The following is a 26,827-nucleotide window of genomic DNA, read 5'->3' as shown; positions in this document are numbered from 1 at the left end:
GCAACCGCCTCCGGCCTGATCCTCGTCAAACATCGCCGACCCGCCTCCTCTTGCATGGCATTCTGCCCATGGACGGAAGCGCTGCGCCAGCCCAAGACTGCCTCCATAAATACCTCGTAAGAATTACCTCGGAGGCGCCGTCATCAGATCCGCAGCCGCATCGTTGCCGCGATCGAGAACAACGACGGGAGCCCGTTCGGCCTCAACGTCATCGTGCGCGACGGCATCGTCCATCTCAGCGGCGTCACCGAGGCCCGTTCGCGCTCATGCTGATCCCTTATTTGGCTCCGAACGTCTGCGCCAGCCGACTTCAATGAGCCACTTCTGATAGTCGCGTTCAAAGCGTTCACGGTCGGCTGGCAAGGGCTGCGGTTTTGCACGGGCAAGAATTTCAGCGAGCGGTTCGAGACCGACAGCGTGACGTCGTTCATCCACTGTTTCCGGATCCTCAATCGCGTGGGGCCGCATGTTGCCATGCGCATCGGGCTTGAGCTGCGTGCCGTAGCGCTGCGGCCTGTTTTCGAACACGCGGATTCTGTCTTCCAGCATGGCTGGCTGCCAGAGCGGGACCGCGTGCTCGCGCGCGGCCTCGGCAAGAAACGTAAGGCAGGAGCGCTGGAATTCCGGCTGCGAAATGGCGTGCTGAGCGATCAGCCAGGCGGCCGTTGCGGCTCGTTTGCCGACCAGGCGCTCCGTCGGCCATCCGACCTGAGCCATGATCGCCTGGAGCCGCAAAGCGTTGTTCTCGTGAACAACGGCCATACGTGGATGATAGCCCTCGTATAGCGCGCCCGATGCCGCCAGCTCGTCACCGACCTTCCGGTCAAGTTCCGCCATGGCGATGAGTTCGTCTGCAATTCTGCAATCCATCCTGAATTACCTTGAGCAGGCGAGGCGCAGAAGCAATCGCGAATGATGCCAAGTTCGTTTGGAGATCAGCCCGTCGTCGCCCTTCGGGCTATGCCGGGCACGCTTCGCCCTTCGGCTTCTTGGTGGCTGCGCCACGCGAAGCCCGAAGGGCGAAGCGTGGTGCCCAGGGGCGGGATCGAACCACCGACACTGCGATTTTCAGTCGCATGCTCTACCAACTGAGCTACCTGGGCATACTCAGGCAGCCAAAGACGTGCCGAGCGGGCGGTTTATAGTGGGGTCGGGGGACGCTGTCCACCCGCCTTCGCCTGCGGCTTCGGCGTGGCAAGCCCGCCTTTGGAGTTCGGCCAGCCCGGGCGCGGCCCGTCCGCCAAATGCCTCCAGAATCAGGCTTATTCGGCGTCTTCCGGGTCGGTCTCCTTGCCGGGGATGACGTAGGAGCCGGAGAGCCAGCGGTTCAGGTCGACGTCGCGGCAGCGGGGGGAACAGAATGGCAGGGTGGCGGGATTCGCCGGCTTGCCGCATTCCGGGCAGGGTTTCGGGGTGGCGGCGGTTTTGGGGGATTCGGTTGGCATCATGGTGGGAGTTTACACGATGTTGAGGCTGGGCGGTGGCCGCCGAGCTCCCTCTCCCGCTTGCGGGGGAGGGTTGGGGTGGGGGTGCCGCCGCGAGTCACGCTGCCCGTGTTGAAAGAGCCCCCACCCGCCCCGCGCTACGCGCGGGTCGACCTCCCCCGCAAGCGGGAGAGGTAAGCAAGAGCGGGAGAGGTAAGCAGAAACGGGGAAACTACAACACTCACGCCTGCGCCGCGTTAGCTGGCATTCAACCAGCCGAAGCGGATCGGGAAACCTTCGCCGCCGAGCAGCGTGATCGATTCGTAGAGCGGCAGGCCGACGATGTTGCTGTAGGAGCCGACCATCTTGACCACGAACGATCCGGCGATGCCCTGCACCGCGTAGCCGCCGGCTTTGCCGCGCCATTCGCCGGAGCCGATATAGGCCTGGATGTCGTCCTCGCTGAGGCGCTTGAAGCGCACGCGGGTCTCGATCAGGCGCTGGCGGAACGCTTCCTTCGGCGTCACCAGGCACACCGCGGTGTAGACGCGGTGGTTGCGGCCCGACAGCAGCCGCAGGCACTGCGCGGCCTCGTCGACCAGGTTGGCCTTGGGCAGGATGCGGCGGCCGACCGCGACCACGGTGTCGGCGGCGAGAATGAAGGAGCCGCGCAGTTCGTCGTCGAGCTGGACGGATTTGAGCGCCGCGTCGGCTTTTGCTCTTGCGAGGCGGTTGGCGCAGGCGCGCGGCAGTTCGCCCCGCTTCGGGGTCTCATCGACGTCGGCGGGACGCAGCGCGTCGGGCTCGATGCCGGCCTGGTTGAGCAGGCTCAGCCGTCGCGGCGAACCGGAAGCGAGAACAAGTTTGGGACGGCCAAGCATGCGGGATTCGTCGAAGAAGAGGATTCGGGGGGCGAGCGCGCGCGGAACCTATCGGAAGGGGCTGCATTCCACAACCGGGGAACAAGTGATTGAGGGAACTACGAATCTTCTGTCGTCCCTGCGAACGCAGGGACCCATAACCACAGGCGGGTGTCGTAGGGATGACAGCGGCGACTGGCACTGCCTCAACTTGCACCGCCGCGGCGTATGGGTCCCCGCGCCCCGTGCGCAATTGCGCACTAGGCGGGGACGACGGGCTACTCGTTCGCTGCGCCCGCCTTCGCGAACCGCCGGCGGATCCGCATCATCAGGCCGTCGCAGACCTCGCGATAGGCGCCGAGCTTCTGCTCGCGGCTGCCTTCCAGCGTGGTCGGGTCCGGCGTCGGCCAGTATTCGACATCGGCGGCCACCGTGTGCGTCAGCTCCAGCGCCTTGTGATGGGCTTCGGGCGACAGCGTGATGATGAGGTCGAAGTTGAGCCCCTCCCAGTCCTCCAGTTCCGCAAACGTCATCGGCTTGTGGCCGGAAATATCCTGGCCGAGTTCGGCCATCACCGCGACCGCGAACGGATCGAGCTCGCCCTTCCGCACGCCGGCGGACTTCACATAGAGCGCGTGGGGAAACATCTGCTTCAGCAGGCTCTCGGCCATCGGCGAACGCACGCTGTTGAAGCCGCATGCGAACAACACGGCTTGCGGATTGCGCGCGCCCGGCGGCGCCACCATGCTATTTGCAGAAACGTTCTACACCCGACGGGGTCATGCGTCTTGCCCCTTCCAGTGCAGAACGCAGATCAGCGTGAACAGCCGCCGCGAGGTTTCGAAATCGATCCTTACCTTGCCCTTCAGCCGCTCCTGCAGCGTGCGCGAGCCTTCGTCATGGATGCCGCGGCGGCCCATGTCGATGGCCTCGATCTTGTCGGGCGTGGCGGTGCGGATCGCCTGGTAGTAGCTGTCGCAGATCATGAAGTAGTCCTTCACGATCCGCCGGAACGGCGTCAGCGACAACAGATGCGCCACCACGGGCGTGCCGTCCTCGCGGCGGATGTCGAACGCCAGCCGGTTGCCGGTGATGGCCAGATGCAAGGCGAACGGGCCGTCGGTGGCGCCTTCCGGCGCGAACAGGTTCTGCTCGATCAGGTCGTAGATCGCGATCGCGCGCTCATGCTCGATGTCAGGCCCGGAACGCCCGATCGATTCCTCGTCGAGCGTCACCGCCACGATGCGGTTCTGGGCGTCCTCGTCTGGTGGCGGTTTGGTCATGACAAATTGAGACGCAATCCGACGGAGCGTGAATGGGCATCGAGACCTTCCGCTTTCCCCAAGGTCATCGCGGCGGGCCCCAGCGCGCGCAATTGGTCGGGCCCGCATTTGAGAATCGAGGTGCGCTTCATGAAGTCTAGCACGCCAAGGCCGGACGAGAACCGCGCCGAACGCGCGGTGGGCAGCACATGGTTGGAGCCGCCGACATAATCGCCGATCGCCTCCGGCGTATGGGGCCCGAGGAAGATCGCGCCGGCATTGCGGACCTTTGCCGACAAGGCTTCGGCGTCCGCGGTCATGATCTCCAGATGTTCGGCGGCGATGGCGTTGGCGAGATCGACCGCCTGGTCCAGCGTTTTCACCAGAATGACGGCGCCGAAATCGTTCCACGAGGTCCGCGCGATCGCCGCACGCGGCAAGGTCGCGAGTTGCGATTCCACCGCGCGTTCGACGTCATCCGCCAATGCGGCGCTATCCGTGATCAGGATCGACTGTGCGCTGGCGTCATGCTCGGCCTGCGCCAAGAGATCCGCCGCGATCCAGCCGGCATTGCCGGTCTCGTCGGCGATGACGAGCACTTCGGAGGGGCCGGCGATCATGTCGATGCCGACCTTGCCGAACACCTGCCGCTTGGCGGCGGCGACATAGGCGTTGCCGGGGCCGACGATTTTGGCGACCGGCGCAATGGTCGCGGTGCCATAGGCGAGCGCAGCCACGGCCTGCGCGCCGCCGACGCGGTAGATTTCGGAAACACCGCCGAGGTGTGCAGCCGCCAGCACCAGCGGATTGAGCTTGCCGTCGGGCGACGGCACCACCATCACGACGCGGGGCACGCCGGCGACGCGCGCCGGCACCGCGTTCATCAGCACCGAGGACGGATAGGCCGCGGTGCCGCCGGGCACATAGAGCCCGACCGCATCGATCGCGCTCCAGCGCCAGCCGAGTTCGACCCCGAGCGCATCGGTGAAGCGTTCGTCTTTCGGCAACTGGCGGCGGTGGAACAGTTCGATCCGCTCGGCTGCGAATTTCAGTGCATCGAGGGTCTTGGCGTCGCAGGCCTTTACCGCCGCGTCGACCTCGGCCGCGGTGACACGCAAGGCCCCGGTCGCGATCTCGAGCCGGTCGAACTTTTTCGTCGCCTCGATCAGGGCGGCGTCGCCACGGGCCGCGACGTCGTCGACGATGGCGCGGGTCGCCCGCTCGACATCGGCGGAGACTTCACGCTTGGCGGCGAGAAACGCCGCAAACCGCGCGTCGAAATCGGCGCTGTTTCTGTCGAGGCGAACGGGCATGGCGGCTTTCTGACGGGATGTAATCCAGAGGTCTATGCTCAATGGCGCGGCGGCTGGGGGTCGTCAACCCTCCGGGGTGTCATTCCGGGGCGGTCCGCAGGACCGAACCCGGAATCTCGAGATTCCGGGTTCGATGCTTCGCATCGCCCCGGAATGACACTACCCCTCACGCCCCCAACCCGGACGATTCCGCGTCCACGCCGCTGGTGCCGAGATCGTCGTCGCCGAGGTCGGTCAGCTCGCATTCCAGGCACTCGACGTCCAGCCGCAGCGCCCCGCCATGGTTGAACAGCAACAGCGCGCTGCCGCCGGGGGGCTCAGTGGGGTGGAATTCGATCCCGACCAGTTCCAGCACCGCGTTTGGCGCCCCCAGGTCGATGTTGCGCGACTTGCAGGCCAGCACCCGGTCGAACCGCAGGGCCGCGATCAGCCGACGCGGGGCGGTTCCGCCGGACAGGGTCTGCTCCCAGTCCAGCCTGGACATGCCGACCACCAGGCGTTTCTCGTCCTGCCGCCAGACGATGTCGGAGGCCTGCACGCGGGCGTCCTGCACATGGGCCGAAATCACCGAGAGATCGTCGGCGTCGAGCGCAATCAATCTAAGCTGTTCCGGCGCCGGCATCCCGAGACCTTATCTTTACTTTTGTGCGTATCCTAATCGCTGATGCGCTGGATCGACGCGCCGCAGGCCGACAGTTTTTCCTCCAGCCGCTCAAAACCGCGGTCGAGGTGATAGATCCGGTTGACCATGGTTTCGCCCTCGGCGGCAAGGCCGGCGATCACCAGCGACACCGAGGCGCGCAGGTCGGTCGCCATGACAGGCGCGCCGCGCAGCGTGGCGGTGCCGTCGATGGTCGCGGTCTCGCCGTCGAGCGCGATCTTGGCGCCGAACCGCGCCAGTTCCTGCACATGCATGAAGCGGTTCTCGAAAATCGTCTCGGTTATCTCCGAGGCGCCGCCGGCGCAGGCCATCAGCGCCATCAGTTGCGCCTGCAGATCGGTGGGAAAACCCGGGAACGGCGCGGTCGACACTTTTACGGGCCGGATGCCGGCGCCGTTGCGGCTGACGCGGATGCCTTCAGGGTTGACCGATATGACCGCGCCGGCCTCGGTCAGCACGTCGAGCGCCGACTGTAGCAGCTCGGGCCGCGCGCCGGCGAGCTGCACCTCGCCGCCGGTCATCGCGACCGCCATCGCATAGGTGCCGGCCTCGATCCTGTCAGGCAGCACGGTGTGTCGCGCACGATGCAATTTCTCGACGCCCTCGACGGTAATGCGCGGCGTGCCGGCGCCTTCGATCCGCGCGCCCATCTTGTTGAGGCAATCGGCGACGTCCGTTATCTCGGGCTCGCAGGCGGCGTTGGTGATAACCGTGGTGCCCTTCGCAAGCGTCGCCGCCATCAGCGCCACGTGGGTGCCGCTGACCGTCACCTTGGGAAAATCGATCGCAGCGCCGCGCAGACCGCCGGGGGCTTTCGCGACCACATAGCCGCCGTCGATGACGAGTTCGGCGCCGAGTTTTTCCAGCGCCATGATCAAGAGATCCACGGGGCGCGTGCCGATGGCGCAGCCGCCCGGCAGCGACACTTTGGCTTCATGCATACGCGCCAATAGCGGCGCGATCACCCAGAAGCTGGCGCGCATCCGCGACACCAGTTCGTAGGGCGCCGTGGTGTCGATGATGTCAGCCGCCGAGATGTGCAGGGTCTGGCCCTGATATTCGCGGTCGCCGGGCCGCTTGCCCGCCGACATGATGTCGACGCCGTGGTTACCGAGAATGCGCTGCAACTGCGCGACGTCGGCGAGCCGCGGCACGTTGTCGAGGATCAGTGTTTCTTCGGTCAACAGCCCCGCGATCATCAGCGGCAGCGCCGCATTCTTCGCGCCTGAAATGGCGATGGTGCCGTTGAGCTTGCTGCCGCCGACAATACGAATGCGGTCCATACGCAAAATCCCCTGCTATGCACAAACTATAGAGTCCGAAAGACCACGGCAAAAGCCGGAACATTTAAGGCTATTTGATGGGGTGCACCGTCACCACCGTCATTCCGGGGCGCGCGAAGCGCGAACCCGGAATCTAGAGGTTATAATCTCGAACTTCCGGGTTCAGTCCTGCGGACTGCCCCGGAATGACAGCTCAGAACCCGTTGATATCCTCGCTCTCCAGAATCGGTTTCGGATAGCCTGATCGCGCCACGCTGATCATGGCGCGGCCGAGCTTTTCGCTTGTTGTCATGACCTGCGGCCGGGTGCGCGCGAGATATGACAGCAACGGCGCGGCCACGACATAGATCGCGTTGACCCAGCCGGTCTTGGAGCGCACGCCGTGCAGCGGCTGGATGCCGGCGGGGCGGAACATGTAAGCCGCCTTGAACGGCAGTTTGAGCAGATCGTTCTCGGTCTTGCCCTTGACGCGCGCCCAGCGCACCGGGCCCTGCTCCGTCGAATCCGTGCTGCGGCCGGTGACGTAGGTGAACACCATGTTCGGGTTGAGCCGCACCAAGGTCGTCGCCGCTGCCATGGTGATGTCATAGGTCAGATGACGGTAGCGCTCTGGATCCATGCCGACGGAAGAGACGCCGAGGCAAAAGAAGCAGGCGTCGTATCCGGTGAGCTCGGATTCGATCGCGGAGAAATTGGTGAAGTCGCCATGCAAAACTTCCCTTAGCTTGGGATTCTGCAATCCGGTCGGGCTGCGCCCGACCACCAGCACGCGCTCGACGCCGGCATCGACCAGGCATTCGCGCAGCACGCCTTGGCCAACCATGCCGGTGGCGCCGAACAAAATCACTTTCATGATGTGATGAACGCCAGCAGGTCGGCATTGATGGTCGCGGCTTCCGTGGTCGGCATACCGTGCGGAAAACCCTTGTAGGTCTTCAGCGTGCCGTTCTTCAGAAGCTTGGCCGACAACGGCCCGGAGTCGGCGTAAGGCACGATCTGGTCGTCGTCGCCATGCATCACCAGCACCGGCACGGTGATCTTCTTGAGGTCCTCGGTGAAATCGGTCTGCGAGAACGCAACGATGCCGTCGTAATGCGCTTTGGCGCCGCCCATCATGCCCTGCCGCCACCAATTCTCGATCACGGCCTCGGAGGGCTTGGCGCCGGGCCGGTTGTAGCCATAGAACGGACCGGACGGCAGGTCGCGATAGAAGATCGAGCGATTGGCGGCAAGCGCCGCCTGCAGTCCGTCGAACACCGACTTCGGCAGGCCGCCGGGATTGGCCGGCGTCTGCAGCATCAGCGGCGGCACCGCCGAAATGATCGCGGCCTTCGCCACCCGGCTCTCGCCGTGACGGGCGATATAGTGCACCACCTCGCCGCCGCCGGTGGAATGACCGACGTGAACCGCGTTCTTGAGATCGAGATGCGCGGTCAGCGCCGCCAGATCGTCGGCATAATGATCCATGTCGTGGCCGTCGCCGGTCTGGGTCGAGCGGCCGTGGCCGCGGCGATCGTGGGCGATGACGCGAAAGCCGTTGTTGAGGAAGAACAGCATCTGCGTGTCCCAGTCGTCGGACGACAGCGGCCAGCCGTGGCTGAACACGATCGGCTGACCCTTGCCCCAGTCCTTGTAGAAAATCTCGACGCCGTCTTTGGTGGTGATGGTGGGCATGGGGGACTCCTCGGGTTACGCCGTCATCTAGTTACGACGTCATTCCGGGGCGACGCAAAGCGTCGAACCCGGAATCTCGAACTTCCGGGTTCGATGCTGCGCATCGCCCCGGAACGACGTTAGCTACACCGGCCGGAAGCGCCTGACCGCGCCGATGATCATCAGCACCAAGAACACCAGCACGACGCCCTGCACCACCGCGAACACCGGTCCCGACGGCGGGTTGCCCGGTGCGATCGCGGTCAGTGCCGGAATCTTCAGGAAGCCCTGAATGACCAGCACGAAGGTGTTGAAGTACAGCGCCAGCAGTGCGGTGACCGCATAGATCCAGCGCCACGAACCCGACAGCTTCATGGCATAGAGTGCGATGCAGGCGATCAAGAGCAGCACCAGCGAGAGCGCGCCGATGATGTGCGACGGCAGCAGCTTGTCGGACACCAGCGGCGGGATCAGAAAGCCGGTCGCGCTGGTCAGGATCGTCAGCAGCAGGAAGATTGCGGCGAGGCCGCCCGGCCGCGTCGACTTGAGCATGCCGAACATCACGATAAAGCCCGCGACGATGGCGATGATGCTGATGATGGTGTGGACCAGAACGAACGTAGACAAGCTCATACCCAGTATCATGACGCGCCCCCGTTTTTAGAACCTGTCCAAGGTTACGACGGAGGAAACCAAATTGCCAGATGCATCACCCGTCGCTCAGACAACGCACGCATGCACGCCGGCGCACGCGCATCAACGAAAGTCGCAAGCTGCATCAAATGTTTGCACGCCTGTCACAAATCGCGGCAGCAACAGCCGATCCTAGTAGTAGCGCGGGATCGGACCGTTGTGCGGCGTCTTTCGCTTCGACAGATCGAACACGACTTCGTCGACATAGCACCAGCCCCAGCCTTCCGGCGGATCGTAGCCTTCGATCACGGGATGGCCGGTGGCATGAAAGTGCGCGGTCGCGTGCTTGTTGGGGGAATCGTCGCAGCAGCCGACGTGGCCGCAAGAGCGGCAGATCCGCAAATGCAGCCACGGGCTTCCGATTTTCAGACACTCTTCGCAGCCGAGCGCGCTCGGCGTGACGTCCCGGATGCCGGCGATATGCGTGCAGCCTTTGGACGCCATCGCGTCATACCTCGGCGGTTTCGAAGAAGCTCATCTCGACGCCGCCGGTTGCGAATTTCGGCACGTCGGCCGCGGTGACCTTGCCTTCGGGGCTGGCGAAAGCAGCGCCAATGGCCGCCATGCTGTCGAAGGTCAGGACCGCGATCAGGTACAGCGGCGACGGGCCGGCCGGCGTCGCGATCGGTCCCTTGCTGACGGTGTATTTCCGCAAGCCCGGAAGCTTCTTGGCGAGCGGAATGTGGATGTCGGCATAATATTTGTCGAAGGTGGCGGGATCGGTCGGGGTCTTGTAGAGCACAACGAGGTCGGCCAAGGCGCTTCTCCCTTTTGTTGTCGTATCGGTATCAATCAGTACTGGAATTACAGTAATTGGGACTATAGCGCCGGTTTCATGGCATCGGCCAGATAGCCGTGTAGCGCCGCCACCACCTGCGCGCCCTCGCCGATCGCGCCGCCGACGCGCTTGACCGATCCGGAGCGCACGTCGCCGACCGCGAACACGCCGGGAACCGATGTCTCCAGCGGCGGCACCGGGCGGCCGTGGTTCTGCTCGGACTGCGCGCCCGTCACCACGAAACCGCCGCGGTCGAGCGTGACGCCGCAGCCCGCGAGCCAGCCGGTCGCGGGATCGGCGCCGACGAACAAAAACAGATTGCGGATGTCGAGGGTGTGGACATCGTCGGGCGCAAAGCGGCTGCGCCAGCGCACCCGTTCGAGCGAGCCGTCGCTGCCCTCGACCGCCACCACCTCGGTGTTGAACATCAGTTCGATATTCGGCGCGGCCTCGATGCGGTCGATCAAATAGCGCGACATGCTGGCTCCGAGCCCGCCGCCGCGGATCACCAGATAGACCTTGCGCGCGTGACCGGACAGGAACACCGCGGCTTGGCCTGCCGAATTGCCGCCGCCGACCAGCACGACGTCCTGACCCGCGCACAGCCGGCCCTCGATCGGCGACGCCCAGTACCAAACGCCGCGGCCCTCGAAGGCCGCGAGATTTTCGATCTCCGGCCGGCGATAGCGCGCGCCGCTCGCCACCACGATCGACCGCGCGCGCAACTGCTGCCCGCATTCGGTCGCCAGCGCAAAGGCGCCGCTCTGGTTCGAACAATCGAGCGAGGTGATCGCAACCGGGATCATCATCTCGGCGCCAAACTTCTGCGCCTGGTTGAAGGCGCGGCCGGCCAGCGCCTGGCCGGAAATGCCGGTGGGAAATCCCAGATAGTTTTCGATGCGCGCGCTGGCGCCGGCCTGGCCGCCGAACGCCCGCGCGTCGCACACCGCGACCGACAATCCTTCGGACGCCGCATAGACCGCGGTGGCGAGGCCGGCCGGGCCAGAGCCGACCACGGCGACGTCATAGAGCTTGTTCTGCGCGCGGTTGCCGATCATGCCCATCGCCATCGCAAGCTCGGTCTCGGTCGGATTGCGCAGCACGGTGCCGTCGGGACACACCACCAGCGGCAGATCGGCGCGCGAGGCCGAATAGCGCGCGACGAGGTCGGCGGCGTCCTTGTCGGTGGCGGGATCGATCAGATGATGCGGCTGGCCGTTGCGGGCGAGAAAATTCTGCAGCCGCGCCATGTCGCCGAGCGACGCCGGCCCGATCAGCACCGGGCCGCCGACGCCGCCCTGGATCAGGCTGACCCGGCGCAGGATCAGCGCCCGCATGATGCGCTCGCCGAGATCGGCTTCCGCGACCAGCAGCGCGCGCAGTTTTTCCGGTGGTATCAGCAGCGTTTCGACATCGCCCTCGGCATGGCCGTCGACCAGCGCGACGCGATCGGAGAGCTGGCCGATCTCGGCGAGGAATTGCCCCGGCCCCTGGTCGATCACCGGCGTGACGTGGCCGAGGCCGTCGCGCTGGGTGATCGCGACATGGCCGGACAGCACCACGAACATCCCGGGCCCCGGCTTGCCGGTCTCGAACAGGGCCTCGCCGTGCTTGAAGCTGCGCGGCTCGCCGAACCGGCGCATGCGCTCGATTTCGTGCGGCGTCAGCGTCGGAAACGTCTGTTCGAGGCGTGGAAACGCATAGGAGGTTGCGCCGGTCGCCGGACCGGCCGTGATGTCTGCACTCATGTTGTCGCCCACAAACCAAGAGAATGGAAAAGAGAACATGCCGCACGCCACCCGACGAGTCATCGGGTTTGTCCCGACCGCTACTGGCCCGGCGTTTCTCCGTCTGCGTCATCTAGGGAGGCATCGGCAGGTTCGGAAGGTGCGGTACCGAGATCGTCGCGGCCCCGTGCCTGGGATTTTCGCCGCTTGAGATTTTCGCGCAGCGCGGCCTTGAGGCGATCCCGTCGCGGATCCCTGACATCCGCGCCCGCTTTTCCCTCGCGTTTGGCTTGATCGTCCGTCATGCAGGCCCGCCAAAAAACGCCGTTGATCGAAAGCGCCGCTGCCGGGGTGTCCCTGGCCGGGCGCCGTCGCCGGACCATAATGGGTTTCGATGGGCCGCGGTACCATCGCTGGCACCGGCGAAAGCCCGATCCGCGGCCACGATTCGGGCGTTCGCGGCCCCTCCGGGCGCCGATGGCGGCGGCAGGGAACCGGATCGCCGCCGCCATCGGCGGCTGGCGTCATTTTTTGCCCATTTTGGGCCATTCCCGGCCCCGCCGCGTGCTTGCGCCAGAGGGGTCCTTGTGGCAAGAACCGCCCGCCTGTGGGGGCCTTTGAGGGGCCGATTCCCGATACCGGCATGCTGCCGTAGCTCAGTGGTAGAGCACTCCATTGGTAATGGAGAGGTCGACAGTTCAATCCTGTCTGGCAGCACCAGTCTTTCTCTCGTAAAATCCCTGTAAAATCAGCAGAAATCGAAGTTTTCGTTCGGCCACCGGTTTCAGCGATATCAGCTGTTTCGGCCAGAACAGAGCATGAAGACCTGTGTCAGCTGACACAAAACTGGCACAACAGTTCGCATTTTGTCCGCACATTGAAATGGCGCAGCTTGCGGTCATTTCGCTTCGTGCGACAACGCCCCAGCAGGCCACGGTGGGGGCGTGTAAGGGGCCATGCGAGGTTCCGTTGCCAAACGGAGCGCAGACCCGCCCAGAAGCTCCTGGGCGCTTCTGATCGCGTCCTCAAGACCCACCGACGTGCACCCCGCTCCGCGGCTCATGGGCATCCCGAGAGCCTGTAGATAGAGCGACTGGTCGTCGGCTCTGACGGTCAGGCTTTCGTTGATGCTGCCGTCGTCGGTTCTTGTCGCCGTAAGCGAACGATTGCCCAGGCCGAACAAGCCGCCCAGCGTGATCTTTTAAGCGCCTCGCCGTCGCGGTAGGCGACGGCTGTGAATCGATTGGCATCCAATCTGCGGAAAGCGGTCTCGATGAGATTGCGCGCCTGCAGCGCCCGGAGTGATCCTTCGAAGAAGTTGGCTATGTAACCAAATCCGTCGTCCATAAAGCGGTCATGGTCCCTCTCGGTGAAAGTTTTCTAGAGACGAAGGTTGCTGGTGCGCGGCGGCGGCGCGGCGTGTCCCGGCCTGGGATTCGCGGCTCGTGCTGTGAGGGCGGGCGCTGACGGATGTAGCATCTGCCGAATCCTGACGGCGACGACCAGGAACGCCGCATCGTGGTCGGGCAGGAGACCACGGGCTTGCCGTGCTTCGGGACCGCCTACCGAACGGGGCCGTATGCCGGTCGTAGGGTCGCAGTATCACCGGAACGACCCGCGCTTCGCCTGCGGCGTGGCGATCGAGTGCGCGCTGCATCTCAATCTGGAAGCAATGGTCGGACGCGATGAAGTCAGGCGACACCAGCAGCAGCATGGTGTTGGCGCGGTTTATGTTGTCGTCGATGACGCCTGCGAATTCGCCCCCCGGTCGAATGGCCGATACCCGAGGTGCTTGATACGGCAGCGACGTCGGCCGCATAGGTACCCATGTCGTTGTCTGTGGCAGCCTATCGCGTGCAGCGCAGATCCGCTAAGAGCATCCCTCTCGTCGGGATGCACCATGAAAGCGTAGCCGCCACATCATGCGGACTCCCGCAAAATTTTGAAAGGGGCCCGGCCCCAAAGATTGGTGGCCGGGCCTAGTCAAGGGAGGAAACGCCCTAGTGGGCATCAACGGTGGAGACCACCGTTGAGTAATCTTATAGGCTTAAAATATATATACTTCAAGTATTTTTTCGTGGCTTACAGTCCCATAAACTGACGAATATTGTATGCTACAGAACTATCCGTTTCGCTGCGCGAACGTATCGGCCCTGAAAGCTCTCATCTTCCGCGTTCACCGAAAGGCAGCCAGGCACGCAGATGCTGCCACGTCATGCTGCGGTCGCCGAAATGCAACAGGCCCAAATAGTTCGAATTGACCGGCGATCCGATGCAGAGGCTGGGACCGGATGCACGATGACCGCATCGTACTCGCACCCAGAAACGACCAGCCGGGAACGAAGAGAGGGCGTGCTCGACGAATTGGGGCGACAGGAACCGGGTCGCCGGGAGGAGCAGCACTCAAACCATCCCATAGTCACGAAGCCGATCCATTTTCCTCGGTCCAGCCCAGCTGGTGCGCTACCCCGGCTTGCAATCTTTCCTGCCGTCTAGGCCTTGATGAGCTACTTTGGCGAGCTGTTTACAATTAACTCAATCTAAGCATGTCGTGTAGAAAAGTTAGCTTCCCGTCCGCTGAGGTTGTCCACGCCTTCGGCGTGATTTTTCCACTTTCACCTTTCCCGTTGCAGATGGTGATGCGTTAATTAGCGCATGCTCCAGCGGAAGACCGTATCAGGATCCTGTTCGGGAGAGCGAACTGGGAATGTTGGAACCAACTGAGGAGAGACGAGCATGACCAAAGCACTGACGCCGGACGACATCCGAGATTTTCTAAATCGCTTTGCTTCAGCTATCATGCGGGATCAAGTCCATGTCGACGCCTTGTCGCCGGATAACTTTCATCCCCAATACAACAGCGACATGTGGCTTGAGTGGCGTCTCGATCACCTGGCGTATCTCAATACGCTGCTCCTGACCCTGGATACGATCACGCCGAATCTGCTGAAGGAACTGACGCGGATAGCCGTCACTAAGAAGCCAGCCACGGTCCGGCGGGTCGCGATCGAACTTCTTGCCGAATGCTCGAGCCGCTGTTGTCCGCGGGAGGATGTTGCAACTGCGCGCCTTTTCTTCGGCCGATTGATACATGAGTTGAGCGACAGGCCTGAAGCCATTCTAACTGATCGCGATGCCAAGACTTCCATGTTTTTGTGGTTGGCTGCCACCGATCCTCTTGGCATTAGCCGCGACCCTGAATGCGGTTATGGCAACGCCGCCGGATTGACCGGTTGAGGACCGCATCGAAGAGACAGCATAGCAAGTGCCCCTAGCAAGCTCTCCTTGGTCAAGATGCGGTTGGCGTAGGCCAACCGCATTGATAACGTAGACCGGCTGGGAAGGACAGCAACTGGCCTGAAGCGCGATTGGCGGCAAGGCGATGCTGCCTCCATGGTCGAAGGGCTCAATCGGCGGCCGCCGGCTCGCGAACGCGGTCCAATCAGGATCACTGCTTAATTCTGCAAGCACTACGAACGCGCAGCTTCGATCAAGCCTGCAGCCTGCTCGCGCGTCACATTGAAACCATTGAGCGCCTCACCATTCCCGCGTCGTGATGCGGGAAGAGCTGATCTGGCGAGTTCCCATTGCAAACCCCAGCGTCTTGCGAACACGAGGGCATCAGTGACGTTGGCGTTGCGTCAGACTTGATCGCAAGATATCCGGGGCTGTGCGTGCCCCGGCCATTACTGCTCGTCCGCACGAAAACTCGGATAGCGCGGCTTCCAAGCTGGACCGAAGACGTTCTTGCTCTGACCAAGGTCAACTGAAACACTACCCCGTTTTTGACCAGAAGCTTCCGGCTCCCATCAAGGCTGCCCGCGAAGTCGGACGCATTCTCAAGCATATTGAATACGGGGTACCGACCTCGCCTGTATCGAACGAATGCGTGCTGTCGTGAGCGTTCAGAGGTCCGCGACCGGGGCAGTCACCTCCGGCCTCGTGTCGGTGTTATCGACCGCCTCGACGCGATGGCCGAGCAGGGTTACACTTTCCGGCAGTTGCCGGCGCAGCGCGTTCAATAGGTCGGCACGGTGAATGGTGAGTTGCGGCGCGCCGTATTTCTGTTCGGCCGCGTCGGCCATCGCCAGCCGCTTCCATAGGCAGCTGATGCGGTGCGTCGGCCGCGCCGCGGCTTCCTTGAGCGTCTCAACCACGCCGAAGCATTTCAGCGCGGCGCTGGACGTGAGGTTGATGTCGGGCCAACGCGGGCCTAGGACGCGGCCTGCTCCTAGACCTCGACGTCCTCGCCGCCTTGACGCAGCGCGATCGCCGCGCCCATGCCGCCGATGCCGTCGTCGTCGATCTTCATACGAATCTTCACTTACAAAATGTCAGTGCATCGAGAAGCCGCCATCGACGGCCAATGTCTGGCCGGTGATGAATTTGGCATCGTCCGACAGCAGAAAAGCCACCACGCCGTCGAGGTCGTCCGGCTGCTGCATGCGGTTCAGGATCGTGCGCTCCGCGTAGTCGTTCCAGCGCGCCTGTGGGATGTCTTTCGTCGCCTCGCCCATGGTCAGGCCGGGCAAGAGACAGTTGACGCGTATCATGCGCTCGCCCAGTTCGCGCGCCAGCGAGCGCGTCATGCCGACGAGCGCCGACTTGCTGGTGACATAATGCAGAAGCTTGGTCGCGCCCCAATAGATGGTGTCGGAAGACAACGTGACGATCGAGCCGCCGTTTCGCATCAAGGGCCCAAGCGCGCGGATCGTCAGCCAGGTGCCGCGCACATTGACCGCCATCATGTGGTCCCACACCTCGGGCGTGATCTCGTTATACAACTTACCCCCGACATTGTTGGCCCAACCGGCATTGGCGACGACGCCGTGAATGCCGTCGCAGCCTTGCGCGGCGATCTTCGCCATCGCGGCGACGGAGGCTTCCGAGGAAATGTCCGTTTGCACAAATCGGGCGTCGATGCCGGCGGCCTTCAACTTCTTCTCCGCTTCAGCACCCAGTGCCGAATCGATCTCGGCAATAACGACGCTCGCGCCCTCGCGACCGAGTCGCTCGGCAAAGGCGAAGCCCAAGCCTCTCCCTGCCCCTGTGATCACAATGCGCCTACCGGCAAATCGCTGCGTCATGATCGTCCTGTCAGATGCGGTCGTTTTCAGCCACAACAGCATATTGAAAGTAGTGCTCGCCGCTACGGTCGTAGAGCGTCACCGAGGCGCCGCCGCCGGCGCGGCCGGAAAATGGTTCGTTGCTTCCCTGCTCGACGCCGTCGAAGCCGACGTCGCCGACCAGCGTCAGGTCGATCGGCCCGCGCCCGTCCGGCAACACGATCTGCGTGCCTGCGATCCGCACATTCATCCCGGACGCCACATCAAGGAAGCCATGCGCCTTCGGCCTGATTTCGAAACTCTCGCCGGTGCCGAGCGAATGCACGCACACCGGGCAGCGCCCGGACCGTCGCCGATGCGCTTCCACTGCCACGATGCGCCGCAGATCAGGCGACATGGTCCCTACCCACGCGCGCGTCACGCATGACCGCGCCCGCTCTTGTCGATGCCGGCTGCCTGCCGCCGCGTGATGCTGTCGATGCCACCGACGATCGCCCATTCGGCGAACAGCTCAGGCTTCCGCTCGAAAGTGCTCGGCTTCCAATCCTCGGTGCAGAAGTCCTCGTCGGCGTAATATTCAAGCGGCGCTGCCAGCGGGTTTTCGAAGTACCAAAAATAGGCCGAGGAGATCGGATGCCGACCGGGGCCGATCTCCGTCTTCCAGCCCTTCTTGGCCATGGCGATACCGCCGCCGATCACCTCATGGATGTCGGTGACGGTAAAGGCGACGTGGTTGATGCCCGGCTTGCCGGGGCGGTTCAGCACAAAAGTGTTGTGATGATCGCCGATCTTTTGGCAGCGCATGAACACGCCGTGGTTCGGATATTCGTCGCTGATCACAAAGCCGAGCTTCTCCGTGTAGAACGCGCGCATGGCAGCGAAGTCGGCGGCGAACAACACAACGTGCCCGATATTGATCGGGCGCGCCTGGGAGTGGATCGGCGAGCGCGTGTTGACGCGCTGGTGCGAGCCCGGTGCGTTCGGCTGCGTCGGATTTACCGTCATCGGCGTGCGCTTGCTGACACGGAAGGCGAGGCTCATACCGTTCGGATCAGTGACGCGCGACAGCCCGTCGGCTCCGATGCGGAAGTTATCGACGGTCTTCAGCCTGGCAATCGTCTTCTCGAGTTCCTGCTCATCGGCGGCGCCCCAGACCACCTCGCGCACGGTATTGCCCGCTTCGATCGCCGGCGGCAGGTCGGCGGCCTCCTTCGGCCGCACGATCACCTCGGCGCCATCCCGGGTGCGGTAGACGAGTTTGTCGGCGGTCGCGGACACCTGCGTGACGCCCCAGTCGTCGAGGAAGCGTTTGGCTTCGGTCATGTCGGCGACGCCAAAGACGACGGCATCGATACCCATCAGCGTCATGAAACGAAATCTCCCTGCAAGCATCGCGCGTGCGCGCGGCCGCATGTTGCAACGATTGACCCCAAGATGGGATCAGCGCTTGACCTTCGCGAGCGGATGATCCGGCGGATAGGTCGGCGTCATCGGCTTGGGCGAACCGATCATGACCATCATGATCGCCTCTTCCTCACCGATATTGATCTCGCCGCGATAGACGCCAGGCGGCACCGAGACGCAGTCACGCTCGCCGAGCACGGCTTCCCAGTGCTCACCGTCCTTTTCCACCATGACCTTAACCTTGCCGCGCAGCACGAAGAACACTTCCTCGGCGTCGACATGCAAATGCATCGGCCCTTCCCCTCCCGCGGGGATGATCATGTTCGACAGCGTGAAATGCTCGGAAGGTATCACATTGGTGTCCGTGGCAATGCCGGTGCCGCCGGTGCCGATGAAACGTTTCTGGGCGCGGCGATATTTCGGATCAAAATCGGCCTGGAACTTGAGCGCGTTCCAATCGTACTGCCGCTCGCTCACGCGCGCGACGCGGCTCGTCATCCATTCTTCGAAGGTCGCGCCTTCCGGGCGATCCCAGGAACGTTTCTGGCGGGTGATGTCGTCCATGTCGAACTCCTCTGTTATCCGTGCCGTTTGCTGCACTTATCTTGCGGACAACCGCGCGGGCGGCAGGTCCTTATCGTCGGAATCGGCGGCCTGATGGCCGAGATCCCGTGAAATCGCTTCCGCTGCGGCGAGCACTTCAGCCTTCAACGGTCCGTTGAGTTCGGCGTCATTCGTCAGCAGCGCGACCGCCGAGATGTTGATGGCTGCGATGATTTGGCCGGTCATGTCACGGATGGGTGCCGCGATGCTGGCGATGCCGGGCTCGTAACCGGAGTTCTGCACCACCACGTCGGCTTCACGGTCCGCGGCGAGTTGCTCAAGCAGGCCGGAGAGCGTGCCGACCGTCTTCTTGCCGCCGCCGGCGAAAGGCTCATCACGATAAAGCTCCCGCACCTCGCCGGACGACAGGCCCGACAGCAAGATGCGGCCCATTGTCGTGAAGCGGGCCGGCAGCCGCGTGCCGACATGCACGGTCGACGCGATCGAGCGGCGCGTGGCGACGCGGGCGAGATAGACGACGTCGCGGCCATGCAACTCGCCGAGATGGGCCGACCAGCCGGTTCGGTCGCGCAGGCGCACGAGGTGCGGCATGGCGACTTCGACCGGATCGCGCGACGCGAGATAGCCGTAGCCGAGCCGCAGCACCTGCGGCCCGAGCGTGTAGGTCTTGGTCGCGGGATCCACGACCACGAAGCCCATGTGGCCGAGCGTAAACAGCAGCCGATAGGCGGAGGAGCGCGTCACACCGAGCGCCGCCGCCACTTCCGACAATGCCAGTCGGCGCCGCTCGCCCGAGAGTTCTTGCAGGATGTTCAGCCCGCGGATCAGCGCAGGCACCAGATAGCGCTCGGAAAGGCCCCCCTCAGCAGCAGCGGCTTTGAAGATTTTCGAGCCGCTCATTTTGTCGCGACGCTTGGGCATTCCCGCAATCCAGAATCCGCAAATGTTTTACCTGCAAAACCTTGTATATCATGCAAAACATTCCCGCGGAAGCCCGAAAGCGCAAACCACGGATTTTCAATGCGACGCGTGCGTCGCACGCGACGTATCACAGTGCACTTAGTGTCAGTGATTTGCTGATCGATGATGCTCGGCCACGTCCAAAATTAAATCGGCAACGCCGATTGACTCCCAAAGCCATTCGAGTTTGAATTGTCGAAATTACGAACCGATCGTTCAAATGCGAACAGTTCTTGAAAGGGAGGTTAGCAGTGCCTGCACTCAGCACTCACGTACTGCAATCGCAGGATGTCGCCCGCCGCTTTCCAGGGCGCTCCGTCGGAGCGGTGCCGTTCACTGCCAGGCGCAATCTCTCCTTCAAAGTCGGTCAAGGCGAATTCGTATCGATCGTCTGGCCGTCCGGCTGCGGCAAGAGCACGTTGCTCAATCTCGTCGCCGGGCTCGACCGCCCGAGCGAGGACACGGTGTCGCTACGCGGCATCGAAGTCTCCGGCCCCAATTCCATCGGCCTGCGCACCGTCATCGGCGTGATGATGTACTGGGAGGTCACCGGCATCGAAAACCGGATACTGCGTTACCTGCCGCGCGCAGTCGGCGCGCCGAGGCCCGCACCATGAGCGACGCTATCGCCATGACTGCCGAGATGGTGCGTCCGACGCCGGGCACTGTCGTCGGCATCGACTATCTGCACCGGCAGGGAAGCCGCGAGACTTTGCCTTTGGTGCTGCTGCACGGCATCGGCAGCAATGCGCGCAGCTACGAGTCGCTGATGGCGGCGCTGCCGCCGTCGCAGACGATCATCGCCTGGAATGCCCCCGGCTATGCGGCGTCGACGCCGCTGGCGGTGGCCACGCCCACACCGGGTGACTATGCCGCATCGCTGGCGCGCCTGCTGGATGCTCTCGATTTCAAGCGCGTCATCCTCGTCGGCCATTCGCTGGGATGCCTGTTTGCCGCAAGCTTCGCAGCGCAAGATTCGTCCCGTGTCGCCAGCCTGGCGTTGATGTCACCCGCGCTAGGCTATCGCGTCGCCCCCGGCGAGGCGTTGCCGGCCATCTTGCAGGCGCGCATCGACGAACTTAAATCGCTTGGCCCGAGAGCCTTCGCCGATAAGCGCGCCGCGCGCCTCGTCCACAATGCCGTACACAAGCCGCAGGTACTTGCCGCGGTACGTGAGGCCATGGCGTCGGTGAACCCGACCGGCTACGCGCAGGCGGTGCGTGCGCTCGGTGCCGGCGATCTGCTCGCCGACGCCGCGCACATCACCGCGCCGACACTTGTGATGGTCGGGGCGGAAGACGTGGTCACGCCGCCCGCCAATGCGCACGCCGCCTACGACGCTCTCACGCACCCCACCGGCTATCATGAGGTCACCAACGCCGGCCACGCGCTGCCGCAGGAAGACCCGGCAGTCGTGGCGCGTCTCCTCACTCAATTGATCGAGCACAGCGATGTCTGATCGTAGATATCCCGACGACAGCGACGAACGCGATGACGACCTCTACATCTCCCCTCCGGTCCAGCGCGCCGCCCGACTGCTGCGCCACATCGCGGAAGGCGACCACGTCACTAATATGTCGCGCACTGCGCGCGAGCTCGGCATCAATCGCACCACCCTCTTGCGGCTGCTGCACACGCTGGAGGCCGAACGCTTCATCGAGCCGCGTCCCGAGGGCCAAGGTTGGCGCATCGGTATCGGCCTGATCGGACTCACTGCACAGGCCTTCTTCTCGGAAGACTTGGTGCAGACCTCAGTGCCCGTGCTCACACGCCTTGCCGAGAATCTGAGCCTGTCCGCGCATCTCGGCGTGCTCGACGGGCTGGAGATCGTCTATCTTGTCCGCCGCGTGCCAAACCACACCTTCGCGAGCAACATCCGCATCGGCAGCCGCCTGCCCGCACATGCCGCCAATATGGGCCGTATCATTCTCGCGCATTTGCCGCCGGAGCGCGTCGACCGCATGTATGCCGGCGCGGAGCTCAAGGCGGTGACGCCGCACACGGCGGTGACGCCGGCACAGCTTCACGCGCAGTTCAACGCCGATCGCACGGCGGGGCTGGCATGGAGCAACGGCAATTACGAGGCCGGCATCAGCTCGGTCGCCGCCGCGATCTTCGACGCCACCGACACGCCAATTGCCGCGCTCAATGTCAGCGGCCAGGCCGCCGACTTCGCCGGCGCCGCGCGCCGCAGCCAGATCGCCACCCATGTGCAAGCCGCCGCAGCCGAGATTTCGCATCGTCTCGGCTGGCTGGGCCCTGCCAGATCCGCTTCGGGCTCGAACCAATCGTCCGGCGAACTCAAACGTAACGCCACATCACGCGCCATCGGCTGAGGAAACTTCAGTGGATCTTGGGCTCAGCAATAAAGTCGCAGTCGTCACCGGCGGAAGCTCTGGCATCGGGCTTGCGACGGCCAAAATACTGCTGACCGAAGGCGCGCGCGTCGTCATCTGCGGGCGTGATGGTGCGCGGCTCGCCTCTGCCAAGGCACAGCTCGACGCCGTAAGACCCGACGCGGCGCTCGCCGAAACCTGCGACGTGCTCGACAACGCGGCCGTGAACGCCTTCGCCGCTAAGGTCGGCGCATGGAGTGGCGGCCGTGTCGACCTGCTGGTCAACAACGCCGGCCAGGGCCGCGCTTCGACCTTCGCCAGCACCACCGATGCCCAATGGCGCGAAGAGCTCGAGCTGAAGTTCTTCAGCCAGGTGCTGCCTATTCGCGCCTTCAAGTCACTTCTTGATGCTGCGCCCTCGCCCGCCATCGTCGCGGTCAACTCGCTGCTATCGTTGCAGCCTGAGCCGCACATGGTCTGCACCTCCGCGGCACGCGCCGGCGTGCAAAACCTCTTGAAGTCACTCGCCGGGGAGTTCGCGCCGCGCATCCGCGTCAATTCGATCATGCTGGGCCTGGTCGACTCCGGCCAATGGCAGCGCCGCTTCGAAGCGCGCACCGATAAGGCACGGACGCGCGACCAGTGGTTCGCTGCACTGGCGCGCGACAAGCACATTCCACTCGGACGCCTTGGCGCGCCGGAGGAGCCCGCGCGTGCCATCGTGTTCCTCGGCTCGCCGGCCGCAAGCTACATCACGGGCGCCAGTCTCGAAATTTCGGGCGGCGTATCGCGTTCCATCCGAGCACCGGGTCTATGAACGTTATGAAATTCTGCGTCGTTACAGTCGAGCGCACCGATACGAAGGAGCACGCCGTGCCGACCGAACCGGTCGGGGACGCGATCGCCCGCGCGCTCGCCGACATGGGTGTGACCACCGTGTTCGGCGTCATCTCGATCCACAACATGCCGATCCTGGACGCCATCGCGCGCCACGGTCGCATTCGCTTCGTGCCGGCGCGCGGCGAGGCTGGCGCGATGAACATGGCGGATGCCTATGCCCGCGTGTCGCGCTCGCTTGGCGTCGCCATCACCTCGACCGGCACCGCCGCCGGCAACGCAGCCGGCTCGCAAGTCGAAGCGCTCGCCGCCGGCTCGCCAGTGCTGCACATCACGACCCAGGTCGACCGCGAATTCGTCGACCGCGACCGCGCCGCCATCCATGACGTGCCGCGTCAGCCCAACATGCTGAAGGCAATCAGCAAGGATTACATGCGCGTCTGGGAGCCGGCCGCCGCGATCGAATCGCTGATCGCCGCCGCACGTGAGGCGCTGACCGCACCCACCGGCCCGGTGACCTACGAGATCCCGATCGATGTCCAGCGCACCAACGTGCCGCAGCGGACGCTCGCCGGCATGCCGCCGATTGCGCGGCAAAGCCCAGATGACGCGGAACTTGATGTGCTGGCCGACCGCGTGCGCAAGGCCAAGCGGCCTATGTTGTGGCTCGGTGGCGGCGCTCGTAGCGCAGCTGATGCGGCAACGGCCCTCGTCAACCGCGGCTTCGGTGCCGTGACCTCGACCAACGGCCGCGCGGTGGTGCCCGAAGGCCATCCGCACAGCCTGGGCGCCTTCAACATGACGCGCGAGGCCATGGAGATCTATGCCCGCGCCGACCTCCTGATCGTCGTCGGCTCGCGTTTGCGCGGCAACGAGACCCAGAACAACCGCATGCCGCTACCGCCGATCGTGCAGATCGACGCCGACCCGACCCAGGCCGCGCGCAATTACCCGGTCGAGCAGTTCATCGCCGCGGACGCCAAGCTGGCGCTGGAAGGCTTGCTGGAACGCCTGCCCTCCCAGCTCGATACGGACCTCGCCCACATCGCACCGGCGCGCGAGCGTTCGGAAGCTGCGCTGCGCGAGGGCCTCGGCCCCTATGGCACGCTCGCCGACACCATCAACGACCGCGTATTCAAAGGCGGCCACCCCTGGGTACGTGACGTCACGGTTTCTAACAGCACCTTCGGTAACCGCTATGTGCGCCTTGCCGCACCGCATCTCGGCGTGCACGCGCTCGGTGGAGGCATCGGCCAGGGCATCGCCATGGGCATCGGCGCGGCGCTCGCCGGCGCTCCAGTCAAGACCGTTACTTTGCTCGGCGACGGCGGCACGCAGCTGATGATAGGCGAATTCGCCACCGCGGTCGAAATGCAGGCCGACATGGTCTTCGTGCTAATGAATGACAAAGGCTATGGCGTCATCCGCAACATCCAGGACGCGCAATACGGCGGCCGCCACGTCTATTCCAACATCCTGACGCCGGACTTCGCGTTGGTTTGCCAGTCGGTCGGCCTGCCGCACGAGCTCATCAGCGACATCGCCCAATTCACGGCCGCCTTCGACCGCGCGCTAGCCACGAAGGGCCCGCGTCTGATCGAGATCGACATGGTCGCCATCGGTCCCTTCAGTCATAGCTTCGCCGGTCCGCCGGCGGGCGCCGCGGGGAAGCCTACATGAGCCTCAAGCGCCTCGGCGTCATCGGTTGTGGTGGCATTGCGGACGTGGTCCTGACCACGCTCGCGAAAGAAATCGCCACGCCGCTGGCGCAGGTGTCGCTTTTGGTGCCGACGCAGTTCGTCGGCCAGGCGCGCGCTTTGCTCGACCGCCTCGGTGACAAGCTCGCCGTCTCGCGTTCTTCGCATACGGACGTCGCCAGCCTCCTCGCCGACAATCCCGACGCGGTCGCGGAATGTGCCTCGCACGTCGCAGTGCACGATTACGGCCCGGCCATTCTCGAAGCCGGCCGCGACCTCATCGTCATTTCGATCGGCTCGCTGTCGGACGAAGCCCTCTACACGCGCTTGGCGCAGGCCGCGACGACAGGCGGCGCCCGTCTGGTTCTACCCGCCGGCGCCCTCGGCGGCATCGATGCGCTGTCGGCCGCCCGCCTCTCAGGCCTTGAGTCCGTCGTCTACACCGGCCGCAAGCCGCCGAAGGCCTGGAAGGGCACGCCAGCCGAGAAGCTGCTCGCGCTCGATACGATCAAAGAGCCGGTCGTGTTCTTTGAAGGCAGCGCCCGCATGGCCGCTACCGTCTATCCCTTCAACGCCAATGTCGCGGCGACCTTGGCGATCGCCGGTATCGGTCTCGACAGCACGCAGGTACGGCTGGTCGCCGACCCCGGCATCGAACGCAATGTGCACGAATTCGCCGTGCGCTCGGCCTGCGGCGATTTCGCCGTCAAGCTGGAAGGCCGTCCCTCGCCCGCTAATCCGAAGACCTCGCTGTTGGCCGGCTACAGCGTCGCGCGCGAATTGATCAACCGTGCAGGCGGTTCAGTGGTGATCTAATGGACCAGGCATTCACACCGCAGGACAAGCTCTACATCGGCGGCGAATGGCGCCGTGGCCGCGGCGCGGAGATCGCGTCGAACTTCCCGGCCGATGGTTCGCTGAATGCCAAGCTGGCCGGCGCGTCGCAAGAAGACGTCGACGTCGCCATCGAGCGCGCGCAATACGCCGCCAGCGATCCGGCCTGGCGCAAGATTCTGCCGCATGAGCGCGCGACCTTCCTCTACAAGATCTCCGAGGGTCTCGCCCGCCACGCCGACCGCATCTCGCTCGTGCAGTCGCGCGACACCGGCAAGACCTTGAGTGAGACGCGCGCGCTGGCCATGAGCGCCGCTGGCACATTCCGCTACATGGCGGCGGCGCTGGAGACGATGGAAGACGCGCTGACCCCGTCGCGCAGCAATTACCTGACCATGTCGGTCTTCGAGCCACTCGGCGTCACCGCCGGCATCACGCCGTGGAATTCGCCGATCGCCTCCGACGCGCAGAAGGTCGCGCCAGCGCTTGCCGCCGGCAATGCCGTGCTGCTCAAGCCGTCGTCGTGGAGCCCGTTGGTCTGCCTCGAACTCGCGCGCGTGATCGAGGAAGCCGGGCTGCCCAAGGGCCTGTTCTCGACCTTGCCCGGCGCCGGCGCCATCGTCGGCGAGCGCCTGGTGACGCATCCGGCCATACGCAAGGTGTCCTTCACCGGCGGCACCGAGACCGGTCGCGACATCGCCCGCAAGGCGGCCGACAAGCTGATGCCAGTGTCGCTGGAACTCGGCGGCAAGTCGCCGACCATCGTCTTCGCCGATGCCGATCTCGACGTCGCCTGCGCCGGCGTGATGTTCGGCGTGTTCTCCTCGACCGGCCAATCCTGCATTGCCGGCTCGCGCCTCTTCGTCGAGCGCAGCATCTACGACACCTTCCTCGCCAAGCTGGTCGCGGCGACCGAGCGCCTGCGCATCGGGCATCCGTTCGAAGCCACCACCCAAATGGCGCCGCTGATCCGACCGAAGCATCGCGACGAAGTCGAAGACCATGTGAAGCGCGCCCGCGAAGACGGCGGCATTATCCTCACCGGCGGCGAACGCCCGGCTGGCGCCGACTATACCGACGGCACCTATTATCGCCCGACCATCATCGCCGGCCTCGCCAACACCAGCCGGCTCTGCCGCGAGGAAGTGTTTGGCCCGGTGCTCGCCGTTCTGCCCTTCGACAACGAAGACGACTTGATCCGGCAGTCGAATGACAACAGCTATGGACTGGCCTGCGGCATCTACACCAGCGACTTCCCGAAGGCGTGGCGGGTCGCGCGCGCGATCGACACCGGCACGGTGTGGGTAAACACCTACAAGCAATTTTCGATTTCGACGCCGTTCGGTGGCACCAAGGAATCAGGGCTTGGCCGCGAAAAGGGCCGCGAAGGCATCCGCGCCTGGATGGCGCAGAAGTCGATTTATTGCGACCTGAGTCAGGTCCCGCACCCCTGGGCGAAAAGCGCGTTGTGAGGA

General features: G+C 64.3%; 30 protein-coding genes and 2 tRNA genes. 9 read left to right on the top strand and 23 right to left on the bottom strand.

The window, feature by feature from the left end; translation table 11 throughout:
• Positions 1 to 264: 264 nt before the first annotated feature.
• From BLS26_RS21955 to BLS26_RS21885, 15 genes are all read right to left on the bottom strand, one after another.
• Positions 265 to 870, bottom strand: a complete 606-nt coding sequence (locus BLS26_RS21955; RefSeq protein WP_092514589.1) for a DUF6624 domain-containing protein — start codon at positions 868 to 870, stop codon at positions 265 to 267.
• Positions 871 to 1,027: 157 nt separating this feature from the next.
• A tRNA-Phe gene (locus tag BLS26_RS21950) sits at positions 1,028 to 1,103 on the bottom strand.
• Between the two features lie 159 nt (positions 1,104 to 1,262).
• Positions 1,263 to 1,445 (bottom strand): DNA gyrase inhibitor YacG, encoded by a 183-nt coding sequence (gene yacG, locus BLS26_RS21945; protein WP_092518361.1) that lies wholly within the window; start codon positions 1,443 to 1,445, stop codon positions 1,263 to 1,265.
• Positions 1,446 to 1,681: 236 nt separating this feature from the next.
• Positions 1,682 to 2,305 (bottom strand): Maf-like protein, encoded by a 624-nt coding sequence (locus BLS26_RS21940; protein ID WP_092514587.1) that lies wholly within the window; start codon positions 2,303 to 2,305, stop codon positions 1,682 to 1,684.
• A gap of 257 nt (positions 2,306 to 2,562) precedes the next feature.
• Entirely contained in the window at positions 2,563 to 3,030 is a 468-nt protein-coding gene (locus BLS26_RS21935; RefSeq protein ID WP_092514586.1) for a low molecular weight phosphatase family protein, read from the bottom strand.
• A 33-nt stretch (positions 3,031 to 3,063) separates the two neighbouring features.
• A complete protein-coding gene (locus BLS26_RS21930; protein WP_092514584.1) occupies positions 3,064 to 3,567 on the bottom strand; it encodes a UPF0262 family protein in 504 nt (167 codons plus the stop codon).
• On the bottom strand, positions 3,564 to 4,859 hold the full coding sequence (gene hisD / locus BLS26_RS21925) for a histidinol dehydrogenase (protein ID WP_092514582.1): 1,296 nt from the start codon (positions 4,857 to 4,859) through the stop codon (positions 3,564 to 3,566). Before hisD ends, BLS26_RS21930 begins: the two co-directional genes overlap by 4 nt.
• A gap of 166 nt (positions 4,860 to 5,025) precedes the next feature.
• The gene (locus BLS26_RS21920) at positions 5,026 to 5,481 is read right to left on the bottom strand and encodes a DUF2948 family protein (protein WP_092514580.1); all 456 of its coding nucleotides are present in this window, start codon (positions 5,479 to 5,481) and stop codon (positions 5,026 to 5,028) included.
• 32 nt (positions 5,482 to 5,513) lie between these two features.
• Entirely contained in the window at positions 5,514 to 6,803 is a 1,290-nt protein-coding gene (murA, locus tag BLS26_RS21915) for a UDP-N-acetylglucosamine 1-carboxyvinyltransferase (RefSeq protein WP_092514578.1), read from the bottom strand.
• Positions 6,804 to 6,996: 193 nt separating this feature from the next.
• Positions 6,997 to 7,656 carry an NAD(P)H-binding protein gene (locus tag BLS26_RS21910; RefSeq protein WP_092514576.1) on the bottom strand — a complete coding sequence of 220 codons (660 nt, stop codon included), beginning with the start codon at positions 7,654 to 7,656 and terminating at the stop codon, positions 6,997 to 6,999.
• Positions 7,653 to 8,477 carry an alpha/beta fold hydrolase gene (locus BLS26_RS21905; RefSeq protein ID WP_092514574.1) on the bottom strand — a complete coding sequence of 275 codons (825 nt, stop codon included), beginning with the start codon at positions 8,475 to 8,477 and terminating at the stop codon, positions 7,653 to 7,655. Before BLS26_RS21905 ends, BLS26_RS21910 begins: the two co-directional genes overlap by 4 nt.
• A gap of 123 nt (positions 8,478 to 8,600) precedes the next feature.
• Positions 8,601 to 9,101 carry a hypothetical protein gene (locus tag BLS26_RS21900; protein ID WP_092514572.1) on the bottom strand — a complete coding sequence of 167 codons (501 nt, stop codon included), beginning with the start codon at positions 9,099 to 9,101 and terminating at the stop codon, positions 8,601 to 8,603.
• 180 nt (positions 9,102 to 9,281) lie between these two features.
• A complete protein-coding gene (locus BLS26_RS21895) occupies positions 9,282 to 9,593 on the bottom strand; it encodes a UBP-type zinc finger domain-containing protein (protein ID WP_092514570.1) in 312 nt (103 codons plus the stop codon).
• A gap of 4 nt (positions 9,594 to 9,597) precedes the next feature.
• Positions 9,598 to 9,906, bottom strand: a complete 309-nt coding sequence (locus BLS26_RS21890; protein WP_092514568.1) for an EthD family reductase — start codon at positions 9,904 to 9,906, stop codon at positions 9,598 to 9,600.
• A gap of 62 nt (positions 9,907 to 9,968) precedes the next feature.
• The gene (locus BLS26_RS21885) at positions 9,969 to 11,675 is read right to left on the bottom strand and encodes an FAD-dependent oxidoreductase (RefSeq protein ID WP_092518360.1); all 1,707 of its coding nucleotides are present in this window, start codon (positions 11,673 to 11,675) and stop codon (positions 9,969 to 9,971) included.
• A gap of 624 nt (positions 11,676 to 12,299) precedes the next feature.
• Here BLS26_RS21885 and BLS26_RS21875 point away from each other — a divergent pair.
• A tRNA-Thr gene (locus BLS26_RS21875) sits at positions 12,300 to 12,374 on the top strand.
• A gap of 393 nt (positions 12,375 to 12,767) precedes the next feature.
• Here the strand turns inward: BLS26_RS21875 and BLS26_RS35900 are convergent.
• Complete coding sequence (locus tag BLS26_RS35900) at positions 12,768 to 13,001, bottom strand: hypothetical protein (RefSeq protein WP_157676546.1); 234 nt, start codon at positions 12,999 to 13,001, stop codon at positions 12,768 to 12,770.
• Between the two features lie 7 nt (positions 13,002 to 13,008).
• Positions 13,009 to 13,473, bottom strand: a complete 465-nt coding sequence (locus BLS26_RS21865; RefSeq protein ID WP_092514564.1) for a toll/interleukin-1 receptor domain-containing protein — start codon at positions 13,471 to 13,473, stop codon at positions 13,009 to 13,011.
• 917 nt (positions 13,474 to 14,390) lie between these two features.
• Between BLS26_RS21865 and BLS26_RS21860 the strand changes: the two genes are divergently transcribed.
• On the top strand, positions 14,391 to 14,891 hold the full coding sequence (locus tag BLS26_RS21860) for a hypothetical protein (RefSeq protein ID WP_092514562.1): 501 nt from the start codon (positions 14,391 to 14,393) through the stop codon (positions 14,889 to 14,891).
• A 668-nt stretch (positions 14,892 to 15,559) separates the two neighbouring features.
• Here BLS26_RS21860 and BLS26_RS21845 read toward each other — a convergent pair.
• The 6 genes from BLS26_RS21845 to BLS26_RS21820 all read right to left on the bottom strand — a co-directional run bounded on the left by BLS26_RS21845 (position 15,560) and on the right by BLS26_RS21820 (position 19,609).
• The gene (locus BLS26_RS21845) at positions 15,560 to 15,811 is read right to left on the bottom strand and encodes a hypothetical protein (RefSeq protein ID WP_092514560.1); all 252 of its coding nucleotides are present in this window, start codon (positions 15,809 to 15,811) and stop codon (positions 15,560 to 15,562) included.
• 177 nt (positions 15,812 to 15,988) lie between these two features.
• Positions 15,989 to 16,687 (bottom strand): SDR family oxidoreductase, encoded by a 699-nt coding sequence (locus BLS26_RS21840; RefSeq protein WP_197681268.1) that lies wholly within the window; start codon positions 16,685 to 16,687, stop codon positions 15,989 to 15,991.
• A 64-nt stretch (positions 16,688 to 16,751) separates the two neighbouring features.
• The gene (locus BLS26_RS21835) at positions 16,752 to 17,117 is read right to left on the bottom strand and encodes a hypothetical protein (protein ID WP_092514556.1); all 366 of its coding nucleotides are present in this window, start codon (positions 17,115 to 17,117) and stop codon (positions 16,752 to 16,754) included.
• A 20-nt stretch (positions 17,118 to 17,137) separates the two neighbouring features.
• Positions 17,138 to 18,088: a VOC family protein gene (locus BLS26_RS21830; protein WP_092514554.1), complete on the bottom strand. Its 951-nt coding sequence runs from the start codon at positions 18,086 to 18,088 to the stop codon at positions 17,138 to 17,140.
• A 72-nt stretch (positions 18,089 to 18,160) separates the two neighbouring features.
• Positions 18,161 to 18,688 carry a cupin domain-containing protein gene (locus BLS26_RS21825; RefSeq protein ID WP_092514552.1) on the bottom strand — a complete coding sequence of 176 codons (528 nt, stop codon included), beginning with the start codon at positions 18,686 to 18,688 and terminating at the stop codon, positions 18,161 to 18,163.
• Between the two features lie 36 nt (positions 18,689 to 18,724).
• Positions 18,725 to 19,609, bottom strand: coding sequence for an IclR family transcriptional regulator (locus tag BLS26_RS21820; protein ID WP_244541650.1), 885 nt, complete (start codon positions 19,607 to 19,609; stop codon positions 18,725 to 18,727).
• A gap of 290 nt (positions 19,610 to 19,899) precedes the next feature.
• Here BLS26_RS21820 and BLS26_RS21815 point away from each other — a divergent pair, with 290 nt between their 5' ends.
• From BLS26_RS21815 to BLS26_RS21785, 7 genes are read left to right on the top strand one after another with little or no spacing between them, the layout of a single operon-like run.
• Positions 19,900 to 20,265: an ATP-binding cassette domain-containing protein gene (locus tag BLS26_RS21815; protein WP_305764651.1), complete on the top strand. Its 366-nt coding sequence runs from the start codon at positions 19,900 to 19,902 to the stop codon at positions 20,263 to 20,265.
• On the top strand, positions 20,262 to 21,107 hold the full coding sequence (locus BLS26_RS21810; RefSeq protein ID WP_092514548.1) for an alpha/beta fold hydrolase: 846 nt from the start codon (positions 20,262 to 20,264) through the stop codon (positions 21,105 to 21,107). The genes BLS26_RS21815 and BLS26_RS21810 overlap by 4 nt, the downstream gene beginning before the upstream one ends.
• Entirely contained in the window at positions 21,100 to 21,984 is an 885-nt protein-coding gene (locus BLS26_RS21805; protein WP_092514546.1) for an IclR family transcriptional regulator, read from the top strand. The genes BLS26_RS21810 and BLS26_RS21805 overlap by 8 nt, the downstream gene beginning before the upstream one ends.
• A 10-nt stretch (positions 21,985 to 21,994) precedes the next feature.
• A complete protein-coding gene (locus BLS26_RS21800) occupies positions 21,995 to 22,801 on the top strand; it encodes an SDR family oxidoreductase (RefSeq protein WP_172804507.1) in 807 nt (268 codons plus the stop codon).
• On the top strand, positions 22,798 to 24,501 hold the full coding sequence (locus BLS26_RS21795; RefSeq protein ID WP_244541649.1) for a thiamine pyrophosphate-binding protein: 1,704 nt from the start codon (positions 22,798 to 22,800) through the stop codon (positions 24,499 to 24,501). The genes BLS26_RS21800 and BLS26_RS21795 overlap by 4 nt, the downstream gene beginning before the upstream one ends.
• On the top strand, positions 24,498 to 25,334 hold the full coding sequence (locus BLS26_RS21790) for an aspartate dehydrogenase (RefSeq protein ID WP_092514540.1): 837 nt from the start codon (positions 24,498 to 24,500) through the stop codon (positions 25,332 to 25,334). Before BLS26_RS21795 ends, BLS26_RS21790 begins: the two co-directional genes overlap by 4 nt.
• The gene (locus BLS26_RS21785) at positions 25,334 to 26,824 is read left to right on the top strand and encodes an aldehyde dehydrogenase (RefSeq protein WP_092514538.1); all 1,491 of its coding nucleotides are present in this window, start codon (positions 25,334 to 25,336) and stop codon (positions 26,822 to 26,824) included. Before BLS26_RS21790 ends, BLS26_RS21785 begins: the two co-directional genes overlap by 1 nt.
• Positions 26,825 to 26,827: the final 3 nt, after the last annotated feature.

The organism is Afipia sp. GAS231, assembly GCF_900103365.1.
In the GTDB taxonomy this organism is placed as follows: domain Bacteria; phylum Pseudomonadota; class Alphaproteobacteria; order Rhizobiales; family Xanthobacteraceae; genus Bradyrhizobium.
Note: the sequence above shows the minus strand (reverse complement) of the source record. Positions and strands in the feature narration are given on the sequence as shown.